The organism is Pseudomonas sp. GW821-FHT03C07 (genome assembly GCF_059420925.1).
Genome location: NZ_JBWKUQ010000004.1, coordinates 155,006 through 177,652 on the forward strand (window position 1 = coordinate 155,006; position 22,647 = coordinate 177,652).

The 22,647-nt window shown below is 57.2% G+C and carries 19 protein-coding genes and 5 pseudogenes; 12 read left to right on the plus strand and 12 right to left on the minus strand.

Annotated features, from left to right (window positions below):
* Window positions 1–21 precede the first annotated feature (21 nt).
* Both AC07VG_RS09965 and AC07VG_RS09970 read left to right on the plus strand, forming a co-directional pair.
* Window positions 22–1,359, plus strand: a complete 1,338-nt coding sequence (locus AC07VG_RS09965) for an MFS transporter (protein ID WP_495004434.1) — start codon at window positions 22–24, stop codon at window positions 1,357–1,359.
* A gap of 325 nt (window positions 1,360–1,684) precedes the next feature.
* Window positions 1,685–2,167 (plus strand): annotated as a pseudogene (locus AC07VG_RS09970) (aquaporin); the annotation flags it as partial.
* A gap of 278 nt (window positions 2,168–2,445) precedes the next feature.
* Here AC07VG_RS09970 and AC07VG_RS09975 read toward each other — a convergent pair.
* Entirely contained in the window at window positions 2,446–2,889 is a 444-nt protein-coding gene (locus tag AC07VG_RS09975) for a hypothetical protein (RefSeq protein ID WP_495020953.1), read from the minus strand.
* Window positions 2,876–3,172: a hypothetical protein gene (locus AC07VG_RS09980; RefSeq protein ID WP_495020954.1), complete on the minus strand. Its 297-nt coding sequence runs from the start codon at window positions 3,170–3,172 to the stop codon at window positions 2,876–2,878. The genes AC07VG_RS09975 and AC07VG_RS09980 overlap by 14 nt, the downstream gene beginning before the upstream one ends.
* Window positions 3,173–3,365: 193 nt before the next feature.
* Between AC07VG_RS09980 and AC07VG_RS09985 the strand changes: the two are divergent.
* A pseudogene (locus AC07VG_RS09985) lies at window positions 3,366–3,614 on the plus strand (Hcp family type VI secretion system effector); the annotation flags it as partial.
* Window positions 3,615–3,856: 242 nt separating this feature from the next.
* Here AC07VG_RS09985 and AC07VG_RS09990 read toward each other — a convergent pair.
* Together AC07VG_RS09990 and AC07VG_RS09995 are read right to left on the minus strand one after the other, a co-directional pair.
* Window positions 3,857–4,201 (minus strand): annotated as a pseudogene (locus tag AC07VG_RS09990) (AAA domain-containing protein); the annotation flags it as partial.
* A gap of 89 nt (window positions 4,202–4,290) precedes the next feature.
* Window positions 4,291–4,491, minus strand: coding sequence for a hypothetical protein (locus AC07VG_RS09995; RefSeq protein ID WP_495020955.1), 201 nt, complete (start codon window positions 4,489–4,491; stop codon window positions 4,291–4,293).
* 57 nt (window positions 4,492–4,548) lie between these two features.
* On the opposite strand from AC07VG_RS09995, the gene AC07VG_RS10000 reads away from it, so the two are divergent.
* From AC07VG_RS10000 to xylB, 5 genes are all read left to right on the plus strand, one after another.
* On the plus strand, window positions 4,549–6,093 hold the full coding sequence (locus AC07VG_RS10000; protein WP_495020956.1) for a sugar ABC transporter ATP-binding protein: 1,545 nt from the start codon (window positions 4,549–4,551) through the stop codon (window positions 6,091–6,093).
* Between the two features lie 46 nt (window positions 6,094–6,139).
* Entirely contained in the window at window positions 6,140–7,132 is a 993-nt protein-coding gene (locus AC07VG_RS10005; protein WP_495021116.1) for an ABC transporter permease subunit, read from the plus strand.
* Window positions 7,133–7,199: 67 nt separating this feature from the next.
* Window positions 7,200–8,141: an ABC transporter substrate-binding protein gene (locus tag AC07VG_RS10010; protein ID WP_495021117.1), complete on the plus strand. Its 942-nt coding sequence runs from the start codon at window positions 7,200–7,202 to the stop codon at window positions 8,139–8,141.
* A gap of 26 nt (window positions 8,142–8,167) precedes the next feature.
* Window positions 8,168–9,166, plus strand: a complete 999-nt coding sequence (locus AC07VG_RS10015; RefSeq protein ID WP_495020957.1) for a LacI family DNA-binding transcriptional regulator — start codon at window positions 8,168–8,170, stop codon at window positions 9,164–9,166.
* A 28-nt stretch (window positions 9,167–9,194) separates the two neighbouring features.
* The gene (xylB, locus tag AC07VG_RS10020; RefSeq protein WP_495020958.1) at window positions 9,195–10,679 is read left to right on the plus strand and encodes a xylulokinase; all 1,485 of its coding nucleotides are present in this window, start codon (window positions 9,195–9,197) and stop codon (window positions 10,677–10,679) included.
* Between the two features lie 10 nt (window positions 10,680–10,689).
* On the opposite strand, the gene AC07VG_RS10025 is transcribed toward xylB, so the two are convergent.
* The 4 genes from AC07VG_RS10025 to AC07VG_RS10040 all read right to left on the minus strand — a co-directional run bounded on the left by AC07VG_RS10025 (window position 10,690) and on the right by AC07VG_RS10040 (window position 13,854).
* Window positions 10,690–11,034 (minus strand): nuclear transport factor 2 family protein, encoded by a 345-nt coding sequence (locus AC07VG_RS10025; RefSeq protein WP_495020959.1) that lies wholly within the window; start codon window positions 11,032–11,034, stop codon window positions 10,690–10,692.
* An 89-nt stretch (window positions 11,035–11,123) separates the two neighbouring features.
* Complete coding sequence (locus tag AC07VG_RS10030) at window positions 11,124–11,744, minus strand: NADPH-dependent F420 reductase (RefSeq protein WP_495020960.1); 621 nt, start codon at window positions 11,742–11,744, stop codon at window positions 11,124–11,126.
* A gap of 113 nt (window positions 11,745–11,857) precedes the next feature.
* Window positions 11,858–12,799 (minus strand): SDR family oxidoreductase, encoded by a 942-nt coding sequence (locus AC07VG_RS10035; protein WP_495020961.1) that lies wholly within the window; start codon window positions 12,797–12,799, stop codon window positions 11,858–11,860.
* Window positions 12,800–12,885: 86 nt separating this feature from the next.
* Window positions 12,886–13,854, minus strand: a complete 969-nt coding sequence (locus AC07VG_RS10040; protein ID WP_495020962.1) for an SDR family oxidoreductase — start codon at window positions 13,852–13,854, stop codon at window positions 12,886–12,888.
* A 146-nt stretch (window positions 13,855–14,000) separates the two neighbouring features.
* Here AC07VG_RS10040 and AC07VG_RS10045 point away from each other — a divergent pair, with 146 nt between their 5' ends.
* Window positions 14,001–14,453: a winged helix-turn-helix transcriptional regulator gene (locus AC07VG_RS10045; RefSeq protein ID WP_121132440.1), complete on the plus strand. Its 453-nt coding sequence runs from the start codon at window positions 14,001–14,003 to the stop codon at window positions 14,451–14,453.
* 130 nt (window positions 14,454–14,583) lie between these two features.
* Here the strand turns inward: AC07VG_RS10045 and AC07VG_RS10050 are convergent, their stop codons facing one another.
* From AC07VG_RS10050 to AC07VG_RS10060, 3 genes are all read right to left on the minus strand, one after another.
* Window positions 14,584–15,453: an AraC family transcriptional regulator gene (locus AC07VG_RS10050; RefSeq protein WP_495020963.1), complete on the minus strand. Its 870-nt coding sequence runs from the start codon at window positions 15,451–15,453 to the stop codon at window positions 14,584–14,586.
* A gap of 263 nt (window positions 15,454–15,716) precedes the next feature.
* Complete coding sequence (locus tag AC07VG_RS10055) at window positions 15,717–15,839, minus strand: hypothetical protein (RefSeq protein ID WP_495020964.1); 123 nt, start codon at window positions 15,837–15,839, stop codon at window positions 15,717–15,719.
* A gap of 117 nt (window positions 15,840–15,956) precedes the next feature.
* On the minus strand, window positions 15,957–16,265 hold the full coding sequence (locus tag AC07VG_RS10060) for a hypothetical protein (protein WP_495004445.1): 309 nt from the start codon (window positions 16,263–16,265) through the stop codon (window positions 15,957–15,959).
* A gap of 697 nt (window positions 16,266–16,962) precedes the next feature.
* On the opposite strand from AC07VG_RS10060, the gene AC07VG_RS10065 reads away from it, so the two are divergent.
* From AC07VG_RS10065 to AC07VG_RS10075, 3 genes and pseudogenes are all read left to right on the plus strand, one after another.
* Window positions 16,963–19,434 (plus strand): YeeR family protein, encoded by a 2,472-nt coding sequence (locus AC07VG_RS10065; RefSeq protein WP_495020965.1) that lies wholly within the window; start codon window positions 16,963–16,965, stop codon window positions 19,432–19,434.
* Between the two features lie 195 nt (window positions 19,435–19,629).
* Window positions 19,630–20,205: pseudogene (locus AC07VG_RS10070) on the plus strand (NAD(P)H-dependent oxidoreductase).
* A gap of 53 nt (window positions 20,206–20,258) precedes the next feature.
* Window positions 20,259–20,369 (plus strand): annotated as a pseudogene (locus AC07VG_RS10075) (MerR family DNA-binding transcriptional regulator); the annotation flags it as partial.
* Window positions 20,370–21,012: 643 nt separating this feature from the next.
* Here AC07VG_RS10075 and AC07VG_RS10080 read toward each other — a convergent pair.
* On the minus strand, window positions 21,013–22,164 hold the full coding sequence (locus tag AC07VG_RS10080) for a hypothetical protein (protein ID WP_495020966.1): 1,152 nt from the start codon (window positions 22,162–22,164) through the stop codon (window positions 21,013–21,015).
* Window positions 22,165–22,647 lie beyond the last annotated feature (483 nt).

Sequence of the window (22,647 nt, forward strand, 5' to 3'; positions counted from 1 at the left end):
ATATCGAGTAGCACCGTAACCATGGTCAAAATAAAAACGGAAAACACCCGATCCCGGACGTCAAAATTCGGCGCTATCATAAGGGTCACCAGCGGCAACTTTCTCGAACAGTTCGACTTCTTTCTGTTCGGGTTCTACGCAACCTACATATCCCAGACGTTCTTCCCCGCAAGCAGTGAGTTCGCCTCGCTGATGATGACCTTTGCCGTATTCGGTTCGGGTTTTCTGATGCGTCCATTGGGCGCCATTGTGCTGGGCGCCTATATCGACAAGGTGGGGCGTCGCAAGGGGTTGATTGTGACGCTGTCGATCATGGCATGCGGCACGGTTCTGATCGCATTGGTACCGGGGTATGCCAGCATTGGCGTCGCGGCACCGATTCTGGTGCTGTTGGGTCGATTGCTGCAGGGCTTCTCGGCGGGTGCGGAACTGGGCGGTGTGTCGGTTTATCTGGCCGAGATCGCAACGCCGGGTCGTACGGGTTTCTACACCAGTTGGCAGTCGGCCAGCCAACAGATCGCGATCATCCTTGCGGCGGCGTTGGGCTATGGGATCAACGCCTACCTGAATGCAACCGAGATAGCGGCGTGGGGCTGGCGCATTCCGTTCTTCATCGGCTGCGTGATCATCCCGTTCATTTTCATCATTCGTCGTTCGTTGCAGGAAACCGAAGCGTTCAAGGCTCGTGCGCATCATCCAAGTACTGCCGAAGTGTTCCGCTCCATGAGGGAAAACTGGCGCACAGTGCTGGCGGGTGGACTGTTGGCCTCGATGACCACGACTACCTTCTACCTGATCACCGTATACACCCCGACATTCGGCAGAACGGTGCTGCACTTGAGCACCACTGATAGCCTGGTGGTGACGTTGTTTGTGGGCCTGACCAACTTCATTTGGTTGCCCATCGGCGGTGCGATTTCAGATCGAATCGGCCGTCGTCCACTGCTGTTGGCGATCTCGCTGCTGTGCATTTTCACAGCGTATCCGGCCATGCATTGGCTGGCTGAAGCCCCCAGTTTCGAGCGATTGTTGGTGGTCTTGCTGTACTTCTCGTTTTTCTTCGGCGTGTACAACGGTGCAATGGTCGCGGCCTTGACCGAAGTCATGCCACAGAATGTGCGGGTGGTGGGGTTTTCTTTGGCCTTCAGCCTGGCGACCGCAATTTTTGGTGGGTTTACCCCGGCGATGTCGACCTTTCTGGTGCAGGCAACCGGCGACAAGGCGTCTCCGGCCTATTGGTTGATGTTCGCAGCGTTGTGCGGGTTCTCGGCAACGATGGTCTTGTATCGGCAACGTAATAGGTTTGCGAAAACAGAGGGGCCGCCCCCAAAAAAGGGGATTGTCGCGAAAAACGCCTGACCAGGTGGTTTAGCGTGGCAGCGAATTTTCATGCGATATCTGAACAAATATGGCAATTGAGCCTGGCCTGCACAATCGGCTGTTAGATTGCCAGCCGTTGAGTTCAAGGATGACAGGAGCAGTGCCAGTGCAAGGAAGCGCAGATGGAAGAGCCTTGGCTCTGGCTGTAGTCGGAAGGGGCTCGGGATAGGCGCCTTGCGATACACAAGACGAGCATTCCCTGGTCGGCTTGGGCACACGGATGTGCCATTCAATTCCTGGCGCGCACCGCGTCAGCCTTTCTATCACGTGAAATTCTATCTTGCGGTCTCAGGGCTGTGAGGAGTTGTGGACGAAGCAATACGGGGCAGAGTTTCTAGGTACATTCTGGCTGGTGCTGGGGGGCTGCGGCAGTGCCGTGCTCGCGGCAGGCGTCCCAGCGGTGGGGATCGGCTATCTCGGTGTATCCCTGGCATTTGGTTTGAGTGTGTTGACCATGGCCTATGCTATAGGGCCCATTTCCGGCGCCCACCTCAACCCGGCGGTTTCCATTGGTGTTTGGGTCGGCGGGCGGCTACCCACGCGCGATCTGTTGCCTTACATCTTGGCGCAAGTAATGGGTGGATTGGTTGCCGGTGGCGTGCTTTTTCTGATCGCCAGCGGCAAGGCCGGTTTTGATTTAAACGCGGGCTTTGCCGCCAATGGTTATGGCGCGCATTCGCCGGGAGGCTATTCGTTGTGGGCGGCCTTTGTCTGTGAGGTCGTGTTGACCGGCATGTTCGTGCTGATCATTTTGGGGGCGACTTCGGTGCGTGCCGCCGCTGGTTTTGGTGTGCAAAGTGAAGTAGGAAGGGAGTACCTGATCCAGGCATGTGAGAGAACATCCTCGATATCACTGAGGGCCGTATGAGAGAGACGGTACTTCCCCATGCTCAACGGTTCTAGGTGGGGAGGGCCGCTCGTTCGCCGATGTCAGCCACGAGCTCTCCCAACTGTTCACCGCCAATCTCGATGAAATGACCTCGTTTCAGATCCATCCGTCCTGCTGAAGTGGCATGACGCAAAGCGTCGATCTTGGCCAGTTCTTCAGCCTCATGCTGCTCACGTCTACCTCCCTGCATTTTTGGAAGCCTCCCGCCATTGGCGAAGTTTGACGACATTTTGTCGCATTACCCGCTGTGACTTGCTATTGAGTAGCAACAAACCAGTGAGGGGCGTCAGCAGACTTAACGCGTATAAAAAATGAGGCGCCTTGAAAAAAATGGCCGGCAGATTCAGAGAAAAACAAATAACAAACAAAAAAACCTCAAACCAAACCCAAGCCACGCGTCCCCATAGAACAGCCATATCAGCAAGAAAAAATACCAGCGCTATCAAGGATCCAAACAATGCTAGCTCCCTTAGCTCAACGCCGGCAGGGACGTATTCCCGATAACAAACAAGAACCAAAGCAGTCGTAATGCCTATACAGAAAAGTCCAACGAAACTCACAAAAGCACCTGTCACGCTGTAGCGAACAAGGCTTGCATTCGGATCACTATCGCTCTTCATTGATCAAGTACCTCGTATAAAGAAACGGCAATTGTCTTGATATTCCCCGATTGGGCGCTTCACGCAAAACGATCTTTTTCGGTACAACACTGCAAATCGCCCGGAACTCCCTCAGCGTCACCACCGTGAAGTCGCTTTCGATATACACCACACCTGCACCGGCAATCGCCGGGTCCCCATCGATTGCCCTAAACAGGCGCGCTAGGTCAACCTTGCCCTCCACGCGCTGACGGGCATTGTGGTGTGCACTGGGTACGCCGCTTTTCAAAAAATCGGAAATCATTTCGGCTTCTCCCTGACCTGATTATTACGGTCTTGGAGCATAAGAAGCCCAATCAACTGAAAATGTAGGACTTGCGAGTTAGTTGGGTAGGCTCACTCCCTTTCGTTGTTCAACACCTTGCTCATGGCACACGCTTGCGAAGAAAGTGCCGCCCGACGCCAATCCGGCGTAGGTCAACGAACAGGGAGTGGCTATGGCAACCGATATTTTTTTTAAATTGGGCGATATCAAGGGCGAATCCAAAGATCAGCAGCACCGGGACGAGATCGAAATAAAATCGATTCAATGGGGCATGAGCCAGTCCGGCTCCATGCACACCGGCAGCGGAGGTGGGGCCGGTAAGGTCTCTATCAGCAACTTGTCCTTTCGCAAGTTCATGGATAAATCGTCCCCCAACCTTATGGCGGCCTGCTCCAGCGGTAAGCGTTACGGTGCCATCAAGTACGGCTGGAATATCCGTGAGAATGTGAAGATCTGATCCTGGGCCGTGGCCTGGAGTGGCCTGACGTTTTCTGCGCTCGACGAAAAGGTGACCGATTTATTTTCCCTTGTCGTTCCAAGCACAATTCACCAGATATCAATCAGCTTGCGAAATTGCCCTCCAAAAAAACTCATATTTCCCACACGTCTCAGGTTTGGGAAATATTGTGCACGCAGGAGGCTTCGGTCTAAGGCGGCCGTTTGTCATGCAGGGCTGTCGGCGGTCATCTGGGAATGAGCCGGCAGCAGCTCCATAACGTCACAGAAGAGTTTCCGCTGTTTCCAGTCATTGCGATCGCCAATCACATACAAGCGGCGCTTGGCCCGGGTGGCCGCGACGTTGAGCAGGTTCGGCTTGGACACTGCCCATTCGCGAGCGCCGCCGTTTTCGCTGCTCCCACCCAGGACGAGGATGATCACGGCAGCTTCCTTACCCTGCATGGTGTGAATGGTGCCGCGCACGATCTTGCCGTGTAATCGATCCTTGAGTTGGTTGCGTACGTCCTGGAAGGGCGTGATCACTGCGATGCTGTCCAGCGGCACACCGTCGCCAGGCTGCGTCCATCATTCGCCGCCGAGCGAAAATACGTGAGAGAGGGGGGCAGTCCTCTGGGCTCCCTAGTCGAACCTCAAAAGCCTCAATGCATATTTTTATCGATGATGAAACGATTCATCATCGATAAAAATGCGCGCGCAAGCGCTTGCGTAAATACTTTTACCTGACTAGAGTCCTTTTCGATCACGTCACCCGACGCTCCACTATCGGCAGTGACCCAGGTAGAAAAATAAAAAAGCTCGGGGATAAAAATGGACATCTTGTCTGGCCAGATAACCCACATTTTTTTTCGTTTCATCGTTCAAAAAAACACTTCGACAGCTGAGGTGAGGGTTCATCCATGAGCCTCGAATCGGCGTCAACTCCTCTTCTGGAAATGCAAGGGATCTCCAAGACCTTCAATGGGCTGCGCGTACTGAAAAGTGTTGGCCTGAAAGTCTATGCGGGTGAAATCCACGCCTTGATGGGTGAGAACGGCGCCGGCAAGTCGACGTTGATGAAGATCTTGTCTGGTGCCTATCAGGCTGATGACGGGGGCGAAATCCGTATCGAAGGGCAGCGAGTCACTACCTTCAACCCACGCACCGCCAAAGCGCATGGTATCGCTGTCATCTATCAAGAATTGAGCCTGTGCCCGAACTTGAGCGTGGCCGAAAATATCTACCTCGGCCGCGAACTGCGGCGTGGTTGGACCATCGACCGCAAATCGATGGAGGCTGGCTGCGTTGCGGTGTTGACGCGGCTGGGGGCTGAATTCAAGCCCTCCACCAGGGTGAGTACGCTTTCAATCGCCGAGCGGCAGTTGGTGGAAATTGCCCGTGCACTTCAGGCCCACGCGAAAATCCTGGTAATGGACGAGCCCACGACGCCGTTGTCGTTGCGCGAGACGGATCGCTTATTCACGTTAATCAAACAGCTGCGCACCCAAGGATTGGCGATTATCTACATCAGCCATCGAATGGCCGAGATCTACGAGCTGTCGGATCGGGTGTCGGTGCTGCGTGATGGCGAGTACGTCGGCATGCTGGCGCGCGATGCCTTATCGGCCGAGGTGTTGGTCAAGATGATGGTGGGGCGTGATCTCTCCGGCTTCTACAAAAAAGAACACGCAGCGTACGATCCAGGGGCCGTGGTGATGCGAGTTCGCGACATGGCCGACGGCAAGCGCGTGCGCAATTGCAGTTTCGATCTGCATGCCGGTGAAGTGCTGGGCATCGCGGGGTTGGTTGGTGCTGGCCGCACCGAACTCGCACGCCTGATTTTTGCTGCCGACCCGCGCAGCTCAGGCACGCTGGAGGTGGCGGGCAAGGCGGTTACGCAACTGCGCAATCCGACGGATGCTATTCGTGCTGGCGTGGTGTACCTCACCGAAGACCGTAAGGCTCAGGGACTATTTCTGGACATGAGCGTGAGCGACAACATCAACGTCTGCGCCTGCGTCCCCGATGCCCATGTCGGCGGTGTGCTCGACCGTGATCGTGGCGCGAAACGGGCTGGCGCCGCCATCAGGTCGCTATCGATCCGGGTCGCTTCGGGCAAGGTCAGTGTCGGGGCGTTGTCCGGTGGTAATCAGCAGAAGGTGCTGCTGGCGCGCCTGCTGGAAGTCAAACCCCATGTGCTGATTCTCGATGAGCCGACCCGTGGCGTGGACATCGGTTCCAAATCGGAAATCTACCGAATCATTAACGAGCTGGCCAAGGCCGGTGTCGGCATCGTAGTGATCTCCAGCGAGCTGCCGGAAATCATCGGTACCTGCGATCGCGTGCTGATCATGCGCGCAGGCCAGCTAGTGGCTGAAGTGGGCGGGGCATCCGGCAGCGAAATATCCCAGGAAACCATTATCGATCTGGCCACCGGTGGTGAGCCGGTGGCCGTACATGGCTGATTCCGCGGGGCACATTCATGAAGCAAAGAAAGTGGAGGCGAACGTTATGGGGCTGACCCTGGATAATCCAGCGGCTGCAGTGGCGATCGGCAAGCGCGAACGGATACGAGAGCTGATGCGCACGGTGGGCATGTTGCCGGTGTTGGTGCTGTTGCTGGTGGGCTTCGCCTTGATGAGCGAAAACTTCCTGACCCTGCAAAACCTGTCGATCGTCACCCAGCAGGCTTCGGTCAATGTGGTGCTGGCCGCAGGCATGACCTTCGTGATTCTGACCGCGGGCATCGACCTTTCGGTGGGTGCGATTCTCGCTGCATCGGCAGTGGTGGCGCTGCAGGCGTCGATGTCGCCGCAATACGGCATGCTGGGCATCGTTGCCGGAGTCGGCTTCGGCCTGTTGCTGGGCCTGGTCAACGGTGGGCTGATCGCGTTCATGCGCCTGCCGCCGTTCATCGTAACCCTCGGCGCCTTGACCGCCATGCGCGGGTTGGCACGTCTGCTGGCCGACGACAAAACCGTATTTAATCCCGATCTGCCCTTTGCCTTCATCGGCAACGATTCGATCCTCGGCGTTCCGTGGCTGGTGGTGATCGCGGTGTGCGTCATCGGTCTGTCCTGGTTCATCCTGCGGCGAACGGTGATTGGCGTGCAGATCTATTCAGTGGGTGGCAATCCGGAAGCGGCGCGCCTGTCCGGGATCAAAGTGTGGAAAGTGTTGCTGTTCGTCTATGCACTGTCCGGCGCCCTGGCTGGCCTGGGCGCCGTGATGAGCGCTTCGCGGCTGTTCGCGGCCAATGGTCTGCAGCTCGGGCAATCCTACGAACTCGATGCCATCGCAGCGGTGATCCTTGGCGGAACCAGTTTTACCGGTGGCGTCGGCACCATCGGCGGAACCCTGATTGGCGCGCTGATCATTGCGGTGTTGACCAATGGCCTGGTGCTGCTGGGGGTGTCCGACATCTGGCAATACATCATCAAGGGCCTTGTCATCATTGGTGCGGTGGCGCTCGATCGTTATCGCCAGAGCGGTGCACGAACCTGAATTCAATCGCTGTTCTGGAACACTGATTCAAAAAAATAGAGCCACCTATAATCACAAGAGAGCAATCATGAACTTCAAACGCAAGTTTCCAGCTGTCGTCTCCCTGTGCCTGGCCGCGCTGTTATCTCAAGGCGTCGAGGCCCGTGAACTGAAATCGATGGGCATCAGCCTCGGCTCGTTGGGGAACCCGTATTTCGTGACCCTCGCCGACGGTGCCAAGGCCAAGGCGCTTGAGCTGAACCCGAATGCCAAAGTCACTTCGGTGTCGGCCGATTACGACCTGAGCAAGCAATTCACTCAGATCGACAACTTCATTTCCGCTGGCGTCGACCTGATCCTGCTAAATGCGGTCGATCCGGCGGCCATCGAATCCGCCGTCAAGAAAGCCCGTAAGGCCGGGATCGTGGTCGTGGCCGTGGACGTGAATGCCAAGGGCGTGGATGCCACCGTGCAGACGGACAACGTCGAGGCCGGGAAGTTGGCCTGTCAGTTTATCGTCGACAAGCTGTCCGGCAAGGGTAATGTGATCATCCAGAACGGTCCGCAAGTGACAGCGGTAACCGACAGGGTCACGGGCTGTAAAACAGCGCTTGCCGCAGCGCCGGGCATCAAGGTTCTGTCCGACGATCAGGACGCCAAAGGCTCCCGTGAAGGCGGTCTGAACGCGATGCAGGGCTACCTGACACGCTTCCCGAAAATTGACGGGTTGTTTGCCATCAACGACCCGCAGGCCATTGGTAGCGATCTTGCCGCAAAACAGCTGAAACGCAGCGGCATCGTCATTACTTCCGTGGACGGCGCGCCGGACATCGAGAACGCACTGAAAACCGAGTCGTCGATCCAGGCGTCTGCCAGCCAGGACCCTTGGGCTATGGCGCAGGATGCGGTGGTGATAGGCAATGACATTCTCAATGACAAGAAGCCTGCCGAAGTGCTCACCTTGCTCACGCCGAAGCTGATCACTCGCGATAATGTTGGCGCGTATAGCGGCTGGTCCAGTAAACATTGAGGCGAAGACGGGTTGGAGTGAGTGGCGTGGTAACGATGGATGATGTGGCAAAGATTGCGAAGGTATCGACGTCGACGGTTTCGCATGTTTTGAACGGCACACGCAAGGTCAGCCCGGCCACGGCGCGTGCGGTCGAAATGGCGGCCCAGGAACTCGGCTACATCCCGAATACGCTGGCACGTTCGTTGGCGCGTTCGACCACCAACACGATCGGCGTGGCGATCTCGGCGCTCTCTAACCACTATTTCAGCGAGACGGTGCATGCAATTGAAACTGAGTGCGCCAAGCACGGCATCATGATGCTGTTCGTGGATACCCATGACGATCCGGAGCAGGAGTTGCGCGTCATCAAAGCCCTGCACCATCGACGTGTCGACGGCATCTTGCTGGCGCCGTCGATGGGGCAGCAGCATCTGGCCCTGGACTATCTGCAAGCCAATGATATTCCGGCGGTGCTAGTCGACCGCCTCGTCGCCAAAGGCTTTGATCAGGTCGGTGTTGAAAATATAGAGTCGTCGCAGGCCCTGGTGGCGCATCTGATCGGACATGGGCACCAACGCATTGCGTTGATTGCCGGTCGCCCGGGATTCAGCACCACGGAGGAGCGGATGGAAGGTTATCAAGCTGCGTTGAAAGCAGCGGGGCTGCCCTTTGATCCGGCATTGCTTGTCAATGGTGAATCGAACAGTGAGCAGGCGCGGGTGGTCACTCGGCAGTTGCTGGCACTGGAATCACCACCGACGGCGATCATGGCCGCCAACAACCTCATGACCCTTGGCGCCATGCATGCTTTGTGCGATGCGAACATAGCGGTGCCTGGGCAAATGGCGCTGGTGGGTTTCGATGATTTTGACTGGGCTGATTTTTTTGTCCCGCGCCTGACCTTGATCGCCCAGCCGGTCAAGGCGTTGGGGGCCCGCGCAGTCACCTTGCTGCTTGAGCGAATTGAATCCCCTGAGCGTAAAAAACAGACCGTGCGCATGGCGCCAACGCTTCGGATTCGAAACTCATGTGGCTGTGTTTGATCAGTCCAACTGACGGAAGTGAATGTTTATGAGCAGTCCCCTCTCGCTTGGGATCGATCTCGGCACGTCGGAACTCAAGGCTATATTGCTGGATGAGAGCGGAACAGTGCTGGCCCATGCGGGTGCCCGGCTGACGGTTTCACGGCTGCAAGGCGGTTGGTCCGAGCAAGACCCGGAAGATTGGTGGCAGGCCTGCCTGAGTGCTCTGGATCAATTGCGGTTCAGTCAGCCAGACGCCTATGGGCGTATTCGCTGCATCGGGGTGTCGGGGCAGATGCATGGTGCGGTGCTGCTGGGCAATGACGACCGTGTGTTGTACCCGGCGATACTCTGGGATGACTCCCGTGCCATTGCCCAGGCCGATGCGCTGGGTCGACAATACCCCGGTTTTGCCGAGGTGACGGGCAGCTTGCCGATGGCGGGACTGACGGCACCCAAGCTAATGTGGCTGCACCAGCATGAGCCGCAGGTATTCAACGCGATTGCCTGCGTCTTGTCGCCCAAGGACTACCTGCGGCTAAAACTGAGCGGCGAACGCGTCAGCGATGTATCGGACGCCGCTGGCACGTTGTGGCTGGATGTGACCAAGCGTGACTGGTTCGAACCCATGGTGCGCGCCACCGGCCTTGAGCCCAGGCAGATGCCGATGCTGGTCGAAGGTGGCGATGCGTCTGCAAGCTTGAGTGTCTCTGCGTCCAGGCGATTGGACTTGCCCATAGGGTTGGTTATCGCCGGTGGAGGCGGTGACAATCCCGTTTCGGCGGTCGGTATCGGAGCCATCAATGCCGGCGATGCGTTTATTACCCTGGGCACCAGCGCCGCCATCGTCGCGATCACCGATCACCCTGCGGGCAACCCGGCCAGTGCTGTGCACAGCTTTTGCCATGCGCTTCCACATCGCTGGTATACCATGGGCGCCATGCTGGCGGGCGCCAGTTGCTTGCGTTGGGTGACTCGTCTGTTGGGTTTTGCTGACGAACAAGCACTGTTGCATCAGGTGCAAGCGATGCTGCCGATCCATCAATCCGTGCCGCTTTCAAACCCGATTTTTCTACCCTATCTCGCTGGTGAGCGCACCCCGCACAATGATCCTTTGCTGCGTGGCGGCTTCATGAACCTGGGCCATGACTGCACACCAGCGATGCTGGGTTACGCGGTGATGGAAGGGGTTGGCTTCGGTCTGCTGGACGCGATGAATGCGCTGCAGTCAGCCGGTGCAGCCGTACAGGATTGCGCACTGGTGGGTGGCGGTGCTCGCAGCGATTATTGGGCGCAGTTGCTCGCCAATATTTTGCAGCGGGAAATATATACCTTGCACGGCAGCGAACTCAGCGCCTGCATCGGTGCCGCCAAGCTGGGTTTCCTGGCTTACGGGCGCGGTTGCGATCTGTTGCAGGCGGGCATGCCGATCAAAGCGCGGTACTTTCCTGTAGTCGAACAACAACCCGTGCTACATGCCCGTTACCAGAAATTCCGTGGTTTGCTGTCAGCAGCGAAAACGCTGCACGGTTGAACTCTTCTAGTCATTTCAATAGATCCCAACAGCTAAGCTTCGTGCCGCACCACGACCAACCCCATGATGACGGCGGCGACCGAAAGCCTGCAGTCGCTGGAAAGTGCAGAATGTATCCGGATGGCCGTGGAATGGGTGTCCGAATGAGCCGCCGGCTCGCTTTATCGCAACCTGATGAGCTGGCCGTTTGGACCGCTCCCTGGTGCCCGCGGTGCGTGCCCGCCAGCGGCCAGTCCTCGCCCGGAATGATCCACTCGATATCTTCGGCAGACAACGCCAGCAGACCTGGCGTATCGCCGCGGCCCATGGCTGCAAAAAAACTCTTCACAGTCTGGACATTCTCTTGTGTGCTCATCGAAATCTCTCCATGTCTTTTACCTGGGATCGTGTTCGATCTCATCGGACACGTTGTGGACCTGCTGGTGAGGACATGGTGTCGGTGATTCAGCCGATATCGACTTTCATGGCGATGTCCCAGCTGCCGGCGCCGTTTTTGGCCAGGCCGATCATCATCAGACCGAGCGCCTCGAGCGTCTGGGCCATCGGCAGGCCGCCGACATCCAACGGACGCAGCCCGAGACTCTCGAGGAGGGTCGAGACCTGCGCCTTGGCGTCCGCATCGTCCGCCGCGATGAACGCGTCGAGACGCCCACCCTTGGCAAGGACGTGGCCGAAGAGGGTGTTGAACGCCTTGACGACATGCGCGCTGGCCGGGGCGACCTTGGCGATCTCCTGCGCGCCGGAACTGCCGTGGGGGGTAACGAGGCCCGAGAGATCGGGAGCGACCGGGTTGGTGATATCGATGATCACCTTACCGTCAAGCGCTTTCCCAAAGTCGGCCAGTACCGCCACCGCATTGGTGTACGGCACGGCGAGAATGACGATGTCGCCCGCCGGAGTGGCGCCGTAAGTCCCTGTGATCGCTCCGGATGCGAGCTTGTCGGCCAGCGCCTGCGCCTTGGCGGGATCGCGGCTGAACACCTCGACGGTGTGTCCGGCCTTGGCGATACGGCCGGCGACCGCCGTGGCCATGCCTCCTGAACCGATGATGCTGATAGTGCTCATGTGCAGTCTCCGTTCTGAAATCAGGTATTTTTCGTCTTTTCTGGACGGGTTACGTCGTCGCGGCTTGGCCACCCACCGGGCGCAGTGCGACCCGGCGGTGTGCCGTCACCTCATCAGTCGGCCGGGAAGTAATGACCGTTATCAAGATCGGCGAAGAGTCCGGGCTGGGTCGGTTCCCAGCCAAGAACCCGGCGCGTGATGGCGTTCGATGTCGGGGTATCCAGCGTGACCAGATTCGCAAGGAACCCGAAGTAGCCAGGCAGCATCAGCACGTCCGCGGGAATAGGCACGGCCGGCAGATTCAAGCGGCTGGCAATGGCTTCGGCGATCTGGCGGTACGGGACAGCCACCTCGGCGATTGCATGCCAGCTTCTGCCCGCGGCGCCTTTCTCCAGCGCCAGGCGAAACACGGTGGCGAGGTCACGGGCGTGCACGGCCCCCCAACGGTTGGCACCGTCTCCGGGGTAGCCGACGACACCCTTTTCCTTGGCCAGCCCGATCAACAGCGCAAGGAAGCCGGCGTTATCGGTGGAGCTGTGCATGATCTCAGGGATCCGCACGATCGCAGACCGTATGCCCTTTTCGGCGAGACCGATCACCGTGGTTTCCACGATGTTCCGAACCCGCAGGGTATTCTTGTACGGATCGCCGCCGGGAAGGGGTGGATCCTCCTCGGTGGCCGGCCGGCCCAGGCCCTCCCACCCGGGCGAGCCGACGCTTCCAGACACGACCAACGGTTTTCCGCTTCCGGCCAGTGCTTGGCCATAGGCGAGCATGATCTCAAGCTCCGCGGCCGCAACGGCGTTGATCCCGCCGGTTGGAATCAGGTCCTGCCGGTGCGCGAGGTGGATGACGCCGTCCGAGGCTGCGGCCGCCTCCTTGAGCCCGTCGAGATCCTCGAGATGGCCGCGATGTACCTTGGCGCCGAGCGCAGCCGCCTGCGCGGCGGCCTTGTCGGACCGAGCCAGGGCCGTGACCTCATGGCCGGCGGCGATAAGATCGGAGATGATGTACGGACCGGAATGGCCGGTGCCGCCAGTGACAAAAACGCGCATATGCGTGCTCCTCGTGGGTGATGGGGGGCGAGAAAAGGTGCTAGGGGGGACTGTGCCGGGCGCATTGGCGATCCAGCGCCCCGCCGTCAGCTCAAGTCAGTCGGTGGAAAGTAATGGCCGTTGTCCAGGTCCTCGATCAGACCGGGCTGAACGGGGTCCCAGCCAAGAGCCCGGCGGGTGATGGCGTTCGACGCGGGGAGGTCCAGCGTGGCCACCGCCGCCAGGAACCCAAAGTAGCCCGGCAGCATCAGCTCGTCCGCGGGGATGCTCACCGCGGGTATTCCCAGGCGAGCGGCTATAGCCTCGGCGATCTCGCGGAACGGGATTCCCTCGTCGCCGATCGCGTGCCAGGTTTTGCCTGCGGCCCCTTTCTCCAGCGCCAGGCGGAACAGAGAGGCAAGATCGTGGACGTGCACGGCGGGCCAGCGGTTCTTGCCGTCTCCCGGATAGCCGGCAAAACCCTTTGTTTTCGCGAGCATGATCAGCTGCAGGCGACCGGTCGCACTGTGTAAGAGCGTGGGAATCCGCACGACCGACGATCTGACACCTCGCTCGGCGAGGCCCACGACCGCGGTTTCCACGATATTGCGTGTCAACAGAGTGCCTGAATCGATCAGGCCGCAGGGTAGAGCGGGATCATCCTCGGTCGCCGGTCGGCCCAGACTGACCGGTGCGCCGATAGGCGCCGCCCTGCCCACGTTCATGGGCGTGCCGATACTGCCTGCAACGACCAGTGGCTTATCCGTGCCCGCCAGCGCCTCGCCGAACGCGAGGACGGTCGCGAGTTCCGATTCGACCAAGGCGGCGATCCCGCCGGACGGAAGCAGTTCGGCCCTGTATCCGAGGTGGATGACGCCGTCGCACTCAACCGCCGCCGCCTTGAGCCCTTTGAGGTCGGCAAGATCTCCACGACGCACCTTGGCGCCGAGCGCGGACGCCGCTGCCGCGGACGCGTCTGACCTTGCCAGAGCGACGACCTCGTGGCCGGCTGCGATGAGCTCGGGGATGACGTACGAACCGACGTGGCCGGTGCCGCCAGTGACGAAAACGAGCATGTTATTGGCCCTTCTGAGCAGTGTGATACGAAACGTGCTGGTGCGACTGCGCTCAGCGTACGAGCCATGCTGGTATGTTCACTTGCAAAAAGCAAGTGAATTGCAGGGATTTACTTGCTCCATGCAAGCGATGTTAAGATCCGGCCATGAAAACAACCTCTAAAGAAGACGTTCGGTCCCATTGCGCAGTGAACTATGGTGTGGAGATTTTCGGCGACCGGTGGTCGCTCCTGATCATTCGCGACATCGTTTTTGTGGGTAAGAAGACCTATGGCCAGTTCCTGAAATCGGAAGAGGGGATCGCGTCTAATGTCCTCGCTTCCCGCCTTGCCTTTCTTGAGGGGCAAGGCATTCTCTCGAAGGCACCCAACCCCGACGATAGGCGCAAGGATTTCTACACGCTGACAGAGAAAGGCCTGGACCTCATTCCCATCGTGCTCAACATCGTGCTTTGGAGCGCGAAGCACGATTCGAAGTCATACGCACGGCACCTCGAGGCGTTCGTGACTCGAATAAGTCAAAACCCCACGCAGGTGAGCGAAGAGCTGAAGGCGCTGGTCCGCAATGGCGGATGTATCTTTCCCGAGATTAAGGAATGAACCAGACGGCCAGCAAAAACGGGGTCAGAAACCTCGCGATCGGCAGCAACGGGTCGATTCTGTTGAAAAAGTCGACCCTGGACGGACACTCGTCCACGTCAGCCCAGGGTCGAAAGCTCTGCTTGCTCCGCTATTGCAGCGGAACATACACATCTGTTTGCCACTGATCCCGCGGTGTCTCGGGATAGACACTCAGGTAATTGAAGAACAACGGCTGGTCACGAAGTTCCTCTCCACTGGCAGGAAGCCAATCGCGGTAAATCGGATAGATCGTTTCGCCGATATGATCCGGTGACCCCACGTGTCGCACCACGACGCAGCGACCGGCAGGAATGACGATCTCGTGCACGCCGAACTCATTCGGCGCCACGGCCTCGTGAATCTCGCCGCAGATTGCGAAGCGGAATGCTTCTGGTGGTGTCGTATCGGGGTTGTTATAGGGAATGCCAAAGTTGCGACTCGATGCCACCGGCGACTGTCGGCTCTGCATACGCCACTCGATGAACCTGCGCACGCTCTCATTGACGAGCCCGGGTGGTCCGCAGTGCTCAAGCGCGGCTACCCTGACTTCAGGGAAGTCTACGATTCGTACTTGCATGATGATAGTCCTGGAAAAATGAGGGATTGCGAATACCGCATTCCAGACTTGCCAGTTCGGTTCCTTCCTGAACGCACTCGGTGTCGTACCGAATGCCCGCCTGAACGCTCTGCAAAATGCCTCGGGACTTTCAAAGCCGGCACCGAATGCGGCGTCCAGTACCGAGTGATCCGCGAGGGCGGCCAGGCGATGTGCCGCGCGTCGTAGTCGCATCAGTTGCACATAGCGTGAGACCGGCACACCTACGAACGCGGTGAATTGTCGATGGAAGTGAAACGCCGAAAAGTTCGCCACATGGCTCAACGTCTTCACCGACAGGTCACCTTCGAGATTGGCATCAATGTAGGCGAGCACGGCGTTGAAGCGCTTTGTGTAAGCGAAATGGGTCGGCATGTCAGACACTGGGAAAAGCTCCTGGAGGTACGGTCGGCAATAGAGTCGACTATAGCGGCGCGAACGTGCCTAGCCGCGCTTGCTCAAGGCACATTTTGGGTTGGCCAATGCGATCTTTTCCAAGGCGTTCCTCTATCGTTTGAGCCGCTGTCATCAACTGACACCTACCACTGAAGTACCCAATACCTAGGCGGAACGGCGGCGCTCGGCAGCGTGCATCAATTTAACGGGGAATGGGTGTCCGGTCTGGTAGGGGCAAGTCCAATGACTGCTTAGCGCACAACATCCACTGCAGTGAACGTGTACGCGCTATTCGGTTTGTCCGACGTCAACTCCAGCATCAGGGAAACACCCAAGTCCTCGATGAAGGCGTTGGAGGTTTTACTGGTGCCCATCTCGCACTCTAGGTGTTCAGTCTCGGAATGAGAGGGTGCGGATTAATTGTGAAACTGTCTGGATTTTGACTCCAGTGCAGAAAATGCCCCGTCACACAAAGTGGCGGGGCTGGATGCTTAGTCGACGATGTCCAGGCTGAAGGACGGATTGAGTGTAGTGCCGGTGATCGAGTAAGAGGCGGTGGAGCTATCGTCTTCCCCGTAGTTGAAATTGTCGCCCGAGTCGTGATTGGGCCCGCCCTGAACGTAGGCCCTGGCCCAGCAGGAGGTGCCTTCAGGAACACCATATTCGCGAAGGTCGACCTTCGCAACGCCACCGGCGGTGATCACCTCAGTTCTATCTGGAGGGCATTCGCCACCGTCCCACTCGACTCTGAAGGACGAGGCGAATCCTGCTCTGTTATGAAATTCGACGAGATATGGCAAGGTATTTTCCTTTCATAAGTTTTAGTGTTTTCCTAATTGTCATATCACGTCTCTTCGAAGACGGAATGACGACAGCATGAGCCATGTTACGGGTAACACTTCCAGTATTAGCCCGACGTTTAAAATCTACGCATCACGCCAGGCTAGTGCGGAACCCTTTTTCCTCATGGTCGTCAAGTAAAGCGCAGAGCAGCGTTGACGCATTGAATCTGGGACGCTGCGATAGCGAAGCCTTCCATGGGGAATTATTTCCTTTTAATCGTAAGTAAGATGGCGCGTAGTGACATCTTCACTAGCGCTGCTCGATTACGAGGCTAGCCGCTTTTCACGGGTATGCGTTTTAATATTTAGAATTGTTGGTTATAAGAAAAGTGGCTAAAAGCCATTAATATTTTTTCACGCAGCCATAGAGATACGCTCAGATTTGAGCACGCCGACGATGTGCTTGCCTCTGAGATGACTCGGAGCCTGTGATGTTCAAGGCGCCTCCACCAAGAGGCGCTTTCAAACTAAACAGGTACGAATTAATTGAATTGAGCGCATGCCACCAGGGCTGACTCCATTAATTTGCTACTAGTCCAAATGATGTCTATGTGATATCAATCGCGCCCTCAAGGACCTTACTAGAGGGCGTTATGCCATTGCAGGGAAGCACATTACTGCCGTCACCCTTTCCGACCCCGGCGGATGACTGCTGATGGCTGTCATTGTCGGGATCATCGTTTTCCTCATCGCACTGGCGCTGTTGGCCAAGTTGTTACGTTTCATAGGGGTAGTCATACAGTTCGCCCTCGGCCTGGTCGGATTGGTCACTCTAGGGCTACCTGCCGGCTATGGCATGGCCGTAGAGGCTGGCTGCCAACGACCCTGGTTACGCTCCGGTATAGCCTGGCTAACCACTATCACGACATTCATGATTACCCTCTGCTGGGGTGTACTGGGCTGGCACCCGTACCTGCTTGCTGGCAGTTTCGCGAGCCTGAAATTCGCGCTGCCAGCTGGGTTGTTCGTGGTCATGCTTGTGGTCCACCGCAAGAGTCAGCGCAGCCATGTGGACAACCTGGCGGATGAGTGGCTGCTCAAGAAGGACCAGGAATTCTATCGTTGCCTCCACGGCACCTTCGCGCTGTTGATGATTTCCGCTGCGGTACCGGGGCTGTTCGACCTTCTGCACTGGCCCGCTGTGGGGCTTGCTGTCTACGCCTACTGGGGCGTGGCGTTGCTGGTACAGCTTTACTGCATCAGTCATGACTATGCCCGCATCCAGCTGGAGCTTGGCGCAGTGGAGGCGTTACAGGTGCAGACCTCGCTCAATGTCAGCCAGACCCTCAAGGATCTGACCGCCGATAGCCTGCTTGATGGCGAGGAGGTCGAGACCATTTTCAATGGACGTTTGTCCTCTATGGTCGCTGCTGGCACGTTACGGGAAATAGAGGTTGCTGATCAGCGCTGGGTCTTTGAAGGCGGCTGGTATCGTAACCGCTACAGGGCGCTGCATGGCGTGCTGCTCAAGCAGGTGCGCCACCGTTCGGAGGCCCTCGGAAGCTTTGTGCGCACTGCGTTTGGGTTGGAAGGTGCTGCTGGCCGGGACTTTATCGAGCAGCATATGAGCTTCGGTCAGTATCAGGATTTTCGTGACGGGCGTTTCTGGTGCGCTTTTGCGCTATCGCAGCGAATCAGCTGCTGCACTGCTTGCGGGATCGCCGAGGTTCGCAACAGCGCGAACGATGCAGAGTGGTTTTGCTCCAAGATCTGTACTGAAACCGAGCAGGTGTGCCTGACCGTTCGTGACAAGCCGCAAGAGGAGTTTCTGGCTGATGCCGCTACCAGCGGTTTTGTGCTCATGGCTGCCGGCAGTGCCTGGGATGCCAATCACAAATTGTTCGCCGCGGGTGGCCAGGGCCACGGCTTCGCCGCCGAGAAAGCCAATCATCGTGTCGATCGTTTGATGGGGCGTAACGCCGAGATCCTGGGTGACAACAACGCCAAGAATGGCGCTGACCGCTTGGTTCAGGGGCAGATGATCCAGACTAAATACTGCGCTACTGGCGCCCGCAGTGTGGGGGCCGCTTTCGATGGGCAGCAGGGCGACTACAAGTATTTCGACACACAGGGGCGCCCCATGCAAATTGAGGTGCCAAAGGATCAATACGTCGACGCCGTGCGCACCCTCCAGAGAAAGATTAGCGAGGGTAAGGTCCGCGGTGTCTCGGATCCGGAGGATGCCGCCAAACTTATCCGCAGGGGGCATCTGACCTACAGCCAGGCACGCAGCATCACCAAGTTTGGAACCTTCGAGTCGATCGCTTATGACATTACCGAGGGTGTAGTGGTCGGAGCCGTGGCCGGTGGCATCAGCTTCGGCGTCAGCGCTACGTTGTTCTACCTGAAAACCCAGGACCGTCGACAAGCGTTGCAGGTTGCGGCCGTGCAGGCCGGCAAGACTTTTGGCCGTAGCCTGACTGTTTATGTGGCTGCCCAGCAATTGCATCGAGTGCAGTTTATCCAGCGTTCGTTGACCCTTATCGATGTGACCAGCTTGGCACCGAGCACACGCGGGCTGTTGGCTCAAGGCATGGGGGTGAGCAAGAGCGGCTTGAACAAGGCCCTGCGCGGAACTCTGATCAGTTCCATCGCCGTGATCGCGGTCACCACGGGGCCGGACCTGGTCAAGCTTGCCCGCGGTCGTATCTCCAAAGCGCAGTTTGCCAAGAACCTGGCCGTTGCCTCATCAGGGGTGGCTGGTGGTGCGGTCGGCTCTATTGCGGGGGGGATCCTCGCCGCACCGCTGGGGCCAATCGGTGCCATGGTTGGCCGCACGGCTGGCGGTATCATTGGCGCAATCGTCGCTTCTGCGGTCTCTAGTAATCTGATGGGTAAACTGGTCCAGGAGGATCGAGTGCTGATTATTGGCATCATTCAGGCTCAACTGGAGTACCTTGCTGTCGCCTTCATGCTGGCTAAGGAAGAACTCGACAGCGTCAATGCCAACTTGGATAACGCCCTCACCCAGAAAAGTCTGGAGGTGATCTTCGCTGCCAAAGAACAACGTCGCGCAATGGCCAATTTTTACCTTAAACCGGTGGTGGTGGCGGTGGTACGCCAGCGTCCGGTAATTGAGTTTTCGCCGGGTGATGTGGTGGATGCATGGGAAGGTATGGTGGCTTGAGGGGGGTAAGCCTGATGGTCGGCAGAGGCCGCTCTGACCCTGTTGCTCTGTTACGAGTTGCTCTTTGGCGCCCACAACCTACCAGCAACATCAGCGCCGATGATGCATCTCTCGTGAGCCAGGCAATATCAAGCGCTTGACTCTCCTGCCAGGGGCAGACTTTACCCTGAGGGCTTATTCCCTCTGGAATCCCGCATGAGCAAGCGCACCCTGGTCGTTCTCGGCTACTCTTCCGCGAACAGTTTCTGCTCGGCGCTGGCCGATGCGTACCTTGAATCGTCTTTCCAGGCAGGTCACGAAGTACGCCTGTTGCGGTTGGGCTAGCAACGCTTCAACCCGGTGCTGCACGACGACCATCACACGACACAACCGCTAGAGCCAGACCTTCTACGGGCCCAGGCCGACATTGCCTGGGCGCAACATCTGGTGTTCATCTATCCGATTTGGTGGGGCGGGATCCCAGCGCTCTTGAAGGGTTTTCTGGATCGGGTATTACTGCCTGGCTTTGCCTTCAAATACCGACAGAATTCGCCGTTCCCGGAGCAACTGCTCAAGGGCCGTAGCGCTGAACTGTTGGTTACCCTCGATACGCCACCTTGGTATTACCGCTGGGTCTATCGCATGCCTGGCGTGCATCAAATGCGCAGGACCACCCTGGAGTTCTGTGGCATCAGACCCGTGAAAACCATCACCTTCGGTCCATTGATCAAGTCCCGGCCAGTGCAGCGGGAACGCTGGCTGGAGCAAGCGCGGGCCATTGCCCGTCGCTAGGGGGCGGATTTTCAGGTAATTTCGGTGCCCTGCACATCATCAATGGACTGTTCATGTACATCGGTAAAGCGGCTCAACTGTCAGGTACGACGGTAAAAACTATCCGCCACTACGAGACTATTGGCCTGCTACCTGCCGCGCGACGCCAAGGTCGTTATCGCCTCAGCTTGAATGGTTCGAGGGCGAACTGACCCGAAACCGCCAGTTGTGCCCTGTGTGACAGGTTCGTTTTCTATCCTGCAAGAAACGTCAAGCCAGTCGACCTCTCGCGGGCGTGAGTACATGGCTAATGAACAATCTCGGTTCATTTGAGGGTTGGCTGCAAACAAATTATTCAGCGAAGAGCTGATGAAGTATTAGACATGATCAGTGGCTCTCACTAGATCTGAATCGTGATCAACAAAGCGGAAAGCCGGGCTTTCTGCTTCTCCGCAGGGCGCTGTCAGCCGCTGACATTGGACGCTTATTCCGTTGGTTGGAAATCCCCATGAGTGCAAAGCCCAGTGCTGTCAACGCAGCGAACCACAGTTCTTTGACACGTTTTTGACACAATGGTGGCACCAACGTTTCTCTGGGGCAGTTCACTGCCAGGGCGGTGCATGCAGTACCGCTACCGCTTGATCTACATGGGTATCAGGCACGATTCGGTCGTCGCCAATGATGAGGAAACGGATTCGACGGGTTCAACCAGGCAGGTTGAGAAAGAGGGAAAACCCTGCAGTTAAAAACTGCAGGGTGAGTTGGCTTTTAGCCTTGACTCGAGACCGGCTAATGGGTGCCCCTTCCGCTGAACTCGGAAAGTAAGACTTATTCACTACCATGCATATTAATAAAACCACTCTGATTATCGCTTGGGGTATTGATGTCAAGCTTATCCAGACCGAAACTAACTCCACGATACCCAATGGCTATTGGGTACTTGAACACCTGGCGCAACGTTATGCCCGTAGCGGAGCTTCTGGATACCGACCCCGTAGCCCCAGGTATGCTTGGAACTGCAGCTTGGGCGGAAGCATCAATGTTCGTTTGGAGATCATTTATTTGACTCTCCAAGAGGGCGATGGTGTTTTGAGTGGTATTGGTAGCAGGGGCTGCGGCAGGTGCAGGTGCAGCAGGTTGGGGCGTAGCCGCCTTAAGCTTCAACAGCTCCTGCTGAAGCTTCGCTTTTTTGTCACTTAAATCGACCAGTTTCATTGTCGTAGCACTTAACTGTGCACTGTCAGCGTCTGTCGCAGAAATAGTTATATCTATTGCCCTGGCATAATATACCTCGGCGACTACTACCAAAGATGCCTTTACTCCTTGCGGCATATCCACAAGCATGCTTTTTCCAAGATTAAGTAGCTGGCTTTTTGTTTGAGTTAAGTTGATCTCTTGGAAGTATGGCGCAGCGGCGGCAAGCACTTCATCTAGCGGAACACTAATGGATTCTGCCGCCGGGACTGTGTATGACACTAGATAACGCGATTTTTTGCTAAAACCAAATAAACCTCCCCACGCCCCATTTGTCAAATTTACGCCTAGGTCGGTATCGCTTGCTGATGCAAAACTAAACCCAGGGAACGCAACGAGCCCATTAACTCTGCCGCCTGTTACGGGGTAATCCTGCATATTCCAGGGGGTTAAAGAAGTACCTGTTTCATTGACGTATGAGGCCATGGCAGGGAGAGCTTGTCTCTGCTGCTCGAGCGCAAGCTCCTTTGACAGGTCAATGTGACCATAACGTTTAGGTGTGACGGTATAGAACTCGCTTGGCATCTTGCCTATCAATGTAGACGGAGCTGTAATCCCGAGATAAACATCCCCTGGTTCAAATCGCTCTCTGGGAGGGTAAATCGGAGAAATGCCAAGCTGGCGTGCATTGTCAGACCATTGCTTAGCAATTAGTCCGGGCTGGGGCTTGGAAGCAGAACAGCCGACGATAAGCACCGTGAAAAAAACAAAAAGTAGCGTTTTCATCGTTATTCCTTGAGGGAGGATGGCTTCTTGCTATCTCAATAAAGGTTATAAACTCTGATATCGCAAGCTCATGGTGAGTGAAACGAAAGCGCTCCATAAATCCCATGATTCAAATGACCCAGAGGCCAGCCAATGCTGTGCTCCAATTTCTTTCTGGAGCCGGTCACCATGACGCGCCCCGGGGTCAAAGTCGTAAACGAAAAAAGGGAGATCGAAAAAAGGGGATAGATTTACAAGGTAGACCATCCGCTTTTGGACGATTCCTGTCTGTCGCGACCGGTTGAATCCACAACCCATAGCGGACATAGAAGAGCGCCCCGGGTGTTCGGGGCGCTTGGCAGGAGCTGGTGGTGGATCGGTAGGCGTTCAGTTGTGCGAGAAGTACTGCTTCAAGCCATACACGAGGCCGGCGAAGGGCATGCCGAGCGCAGCATAGACGGCCTCGGGCGCGGCGTTGTCGGCCAGAATCTCAATGACGACGTT

Coding starts and splice junctions, on each gene's coding strand:
- AC07VG_RS10065 (WP_495020965.1), top strand. CDS start 16,963: ATGGCTGTCATTGTCGGGATCATCGTTTTCCTCATCGCACTGGCGCTG.
- AC07VG_RS10045 (WP_121132440.1), top strand. CDS start 14,001: ATGAAAACAACCTCTAAAGAAGACGTTCGGTCCCATTGCGCAGTGAAC.
- AC07VG_RS10010 (WP_495021117.1), top strand. CDS start 7,200: ATGAACTTCAAACGCAAGTTTCCAGCTGTCGTCTCCCTGTGCCTGGCC.
- AC07VG_RS10005 (WP_495021116.1), top strand. CDS start 6,140: ATGGGGCTGACCCTGGATAATCCAGCGGCTGCAGTGGCGATCGGCAAG.
- AC07VG_RS10080 (WP_495020966.1), bottom strand. CDS start 22,164: ATGAAAACGCTACTTTTTGTTTTTTTCACGGTGCTTATCGTCGGCTGT.
- AC07VG_RS10055 (WP_495020964.1), bottom strand. CDS start 15,839: ATGGGCACCAGTAAAACCTCCAACGCCTTCATCGAGGACTTGGGTGTT.
- AC07VG_RS10025 (WP_495020959.1), bottom strand. CDS start 11,034: ATGAGCACACAAGAGAATGTCCAGACTGTGAAGAGTTTTTTTGCAGCC.
- AC07VG_RS10035 (WP_495020961.1), bottom strand. CDS start 12,799: ATGCGCGTTTTTGTCACTGGCGGCACCGGCCATTCCGGTCCGTACATC.
- AC07VG_RS10040 (WP_495020962.1), bottom strand. CDS start 13,854: ATGCTCGTTTTCGTCACTGGCGGCACCGGCCACGTCGGTTCGTACGTC.
- AC07VG_RS10000 (WP_495020956.1), top strand. CDS start 4,549: ATGAGCCTCGAATCGGCGTCAACTCCTCTTCTGGAAATGCAAGGGATC.
- AC07VG_RS09980 (WP_495020954.1), bottom strand. CDS start 3,172: ATGATTTCCGATTTTTTGAAAAGCGGCGTACCCAGTGCACACCACAAT.
- xylB (WP_495020958.1), top strand. CDS start 9,195: ATGAGCAGTCCCCTCTCGCTTGGGATCGATCTCGGCACGTCGGAACTC.
- AC07VG_RS09995 (WP_495020955.1), bottom strand. CDS start 4,491: ATGTGGGTTATCTGGCCAGACAAGATGTCCATTTTTATCCCCGAGCTT.
- AC07VG_RS10030 (WP_495020960.1), bottom strand. CDS start 11,744: ATGAGCACTATCAGCATCATCGGTTCAGGAGGCATGGCCACGGCGGTC.
- AC07VG_RS09975 (WP_495020953.1), bottom strand. CDS start 2,889: ATGAAGAGCGATAGTGATCCGAATGCAAGCCTTGTTCGCTACAGCGTG.
- AC07VG_RS09965 (WP_495004434.1), top strand. CDS start 22: ATGGTCAAAATAAAAACGGAAAACACCCGATCCCGGACGTCAAAATTC.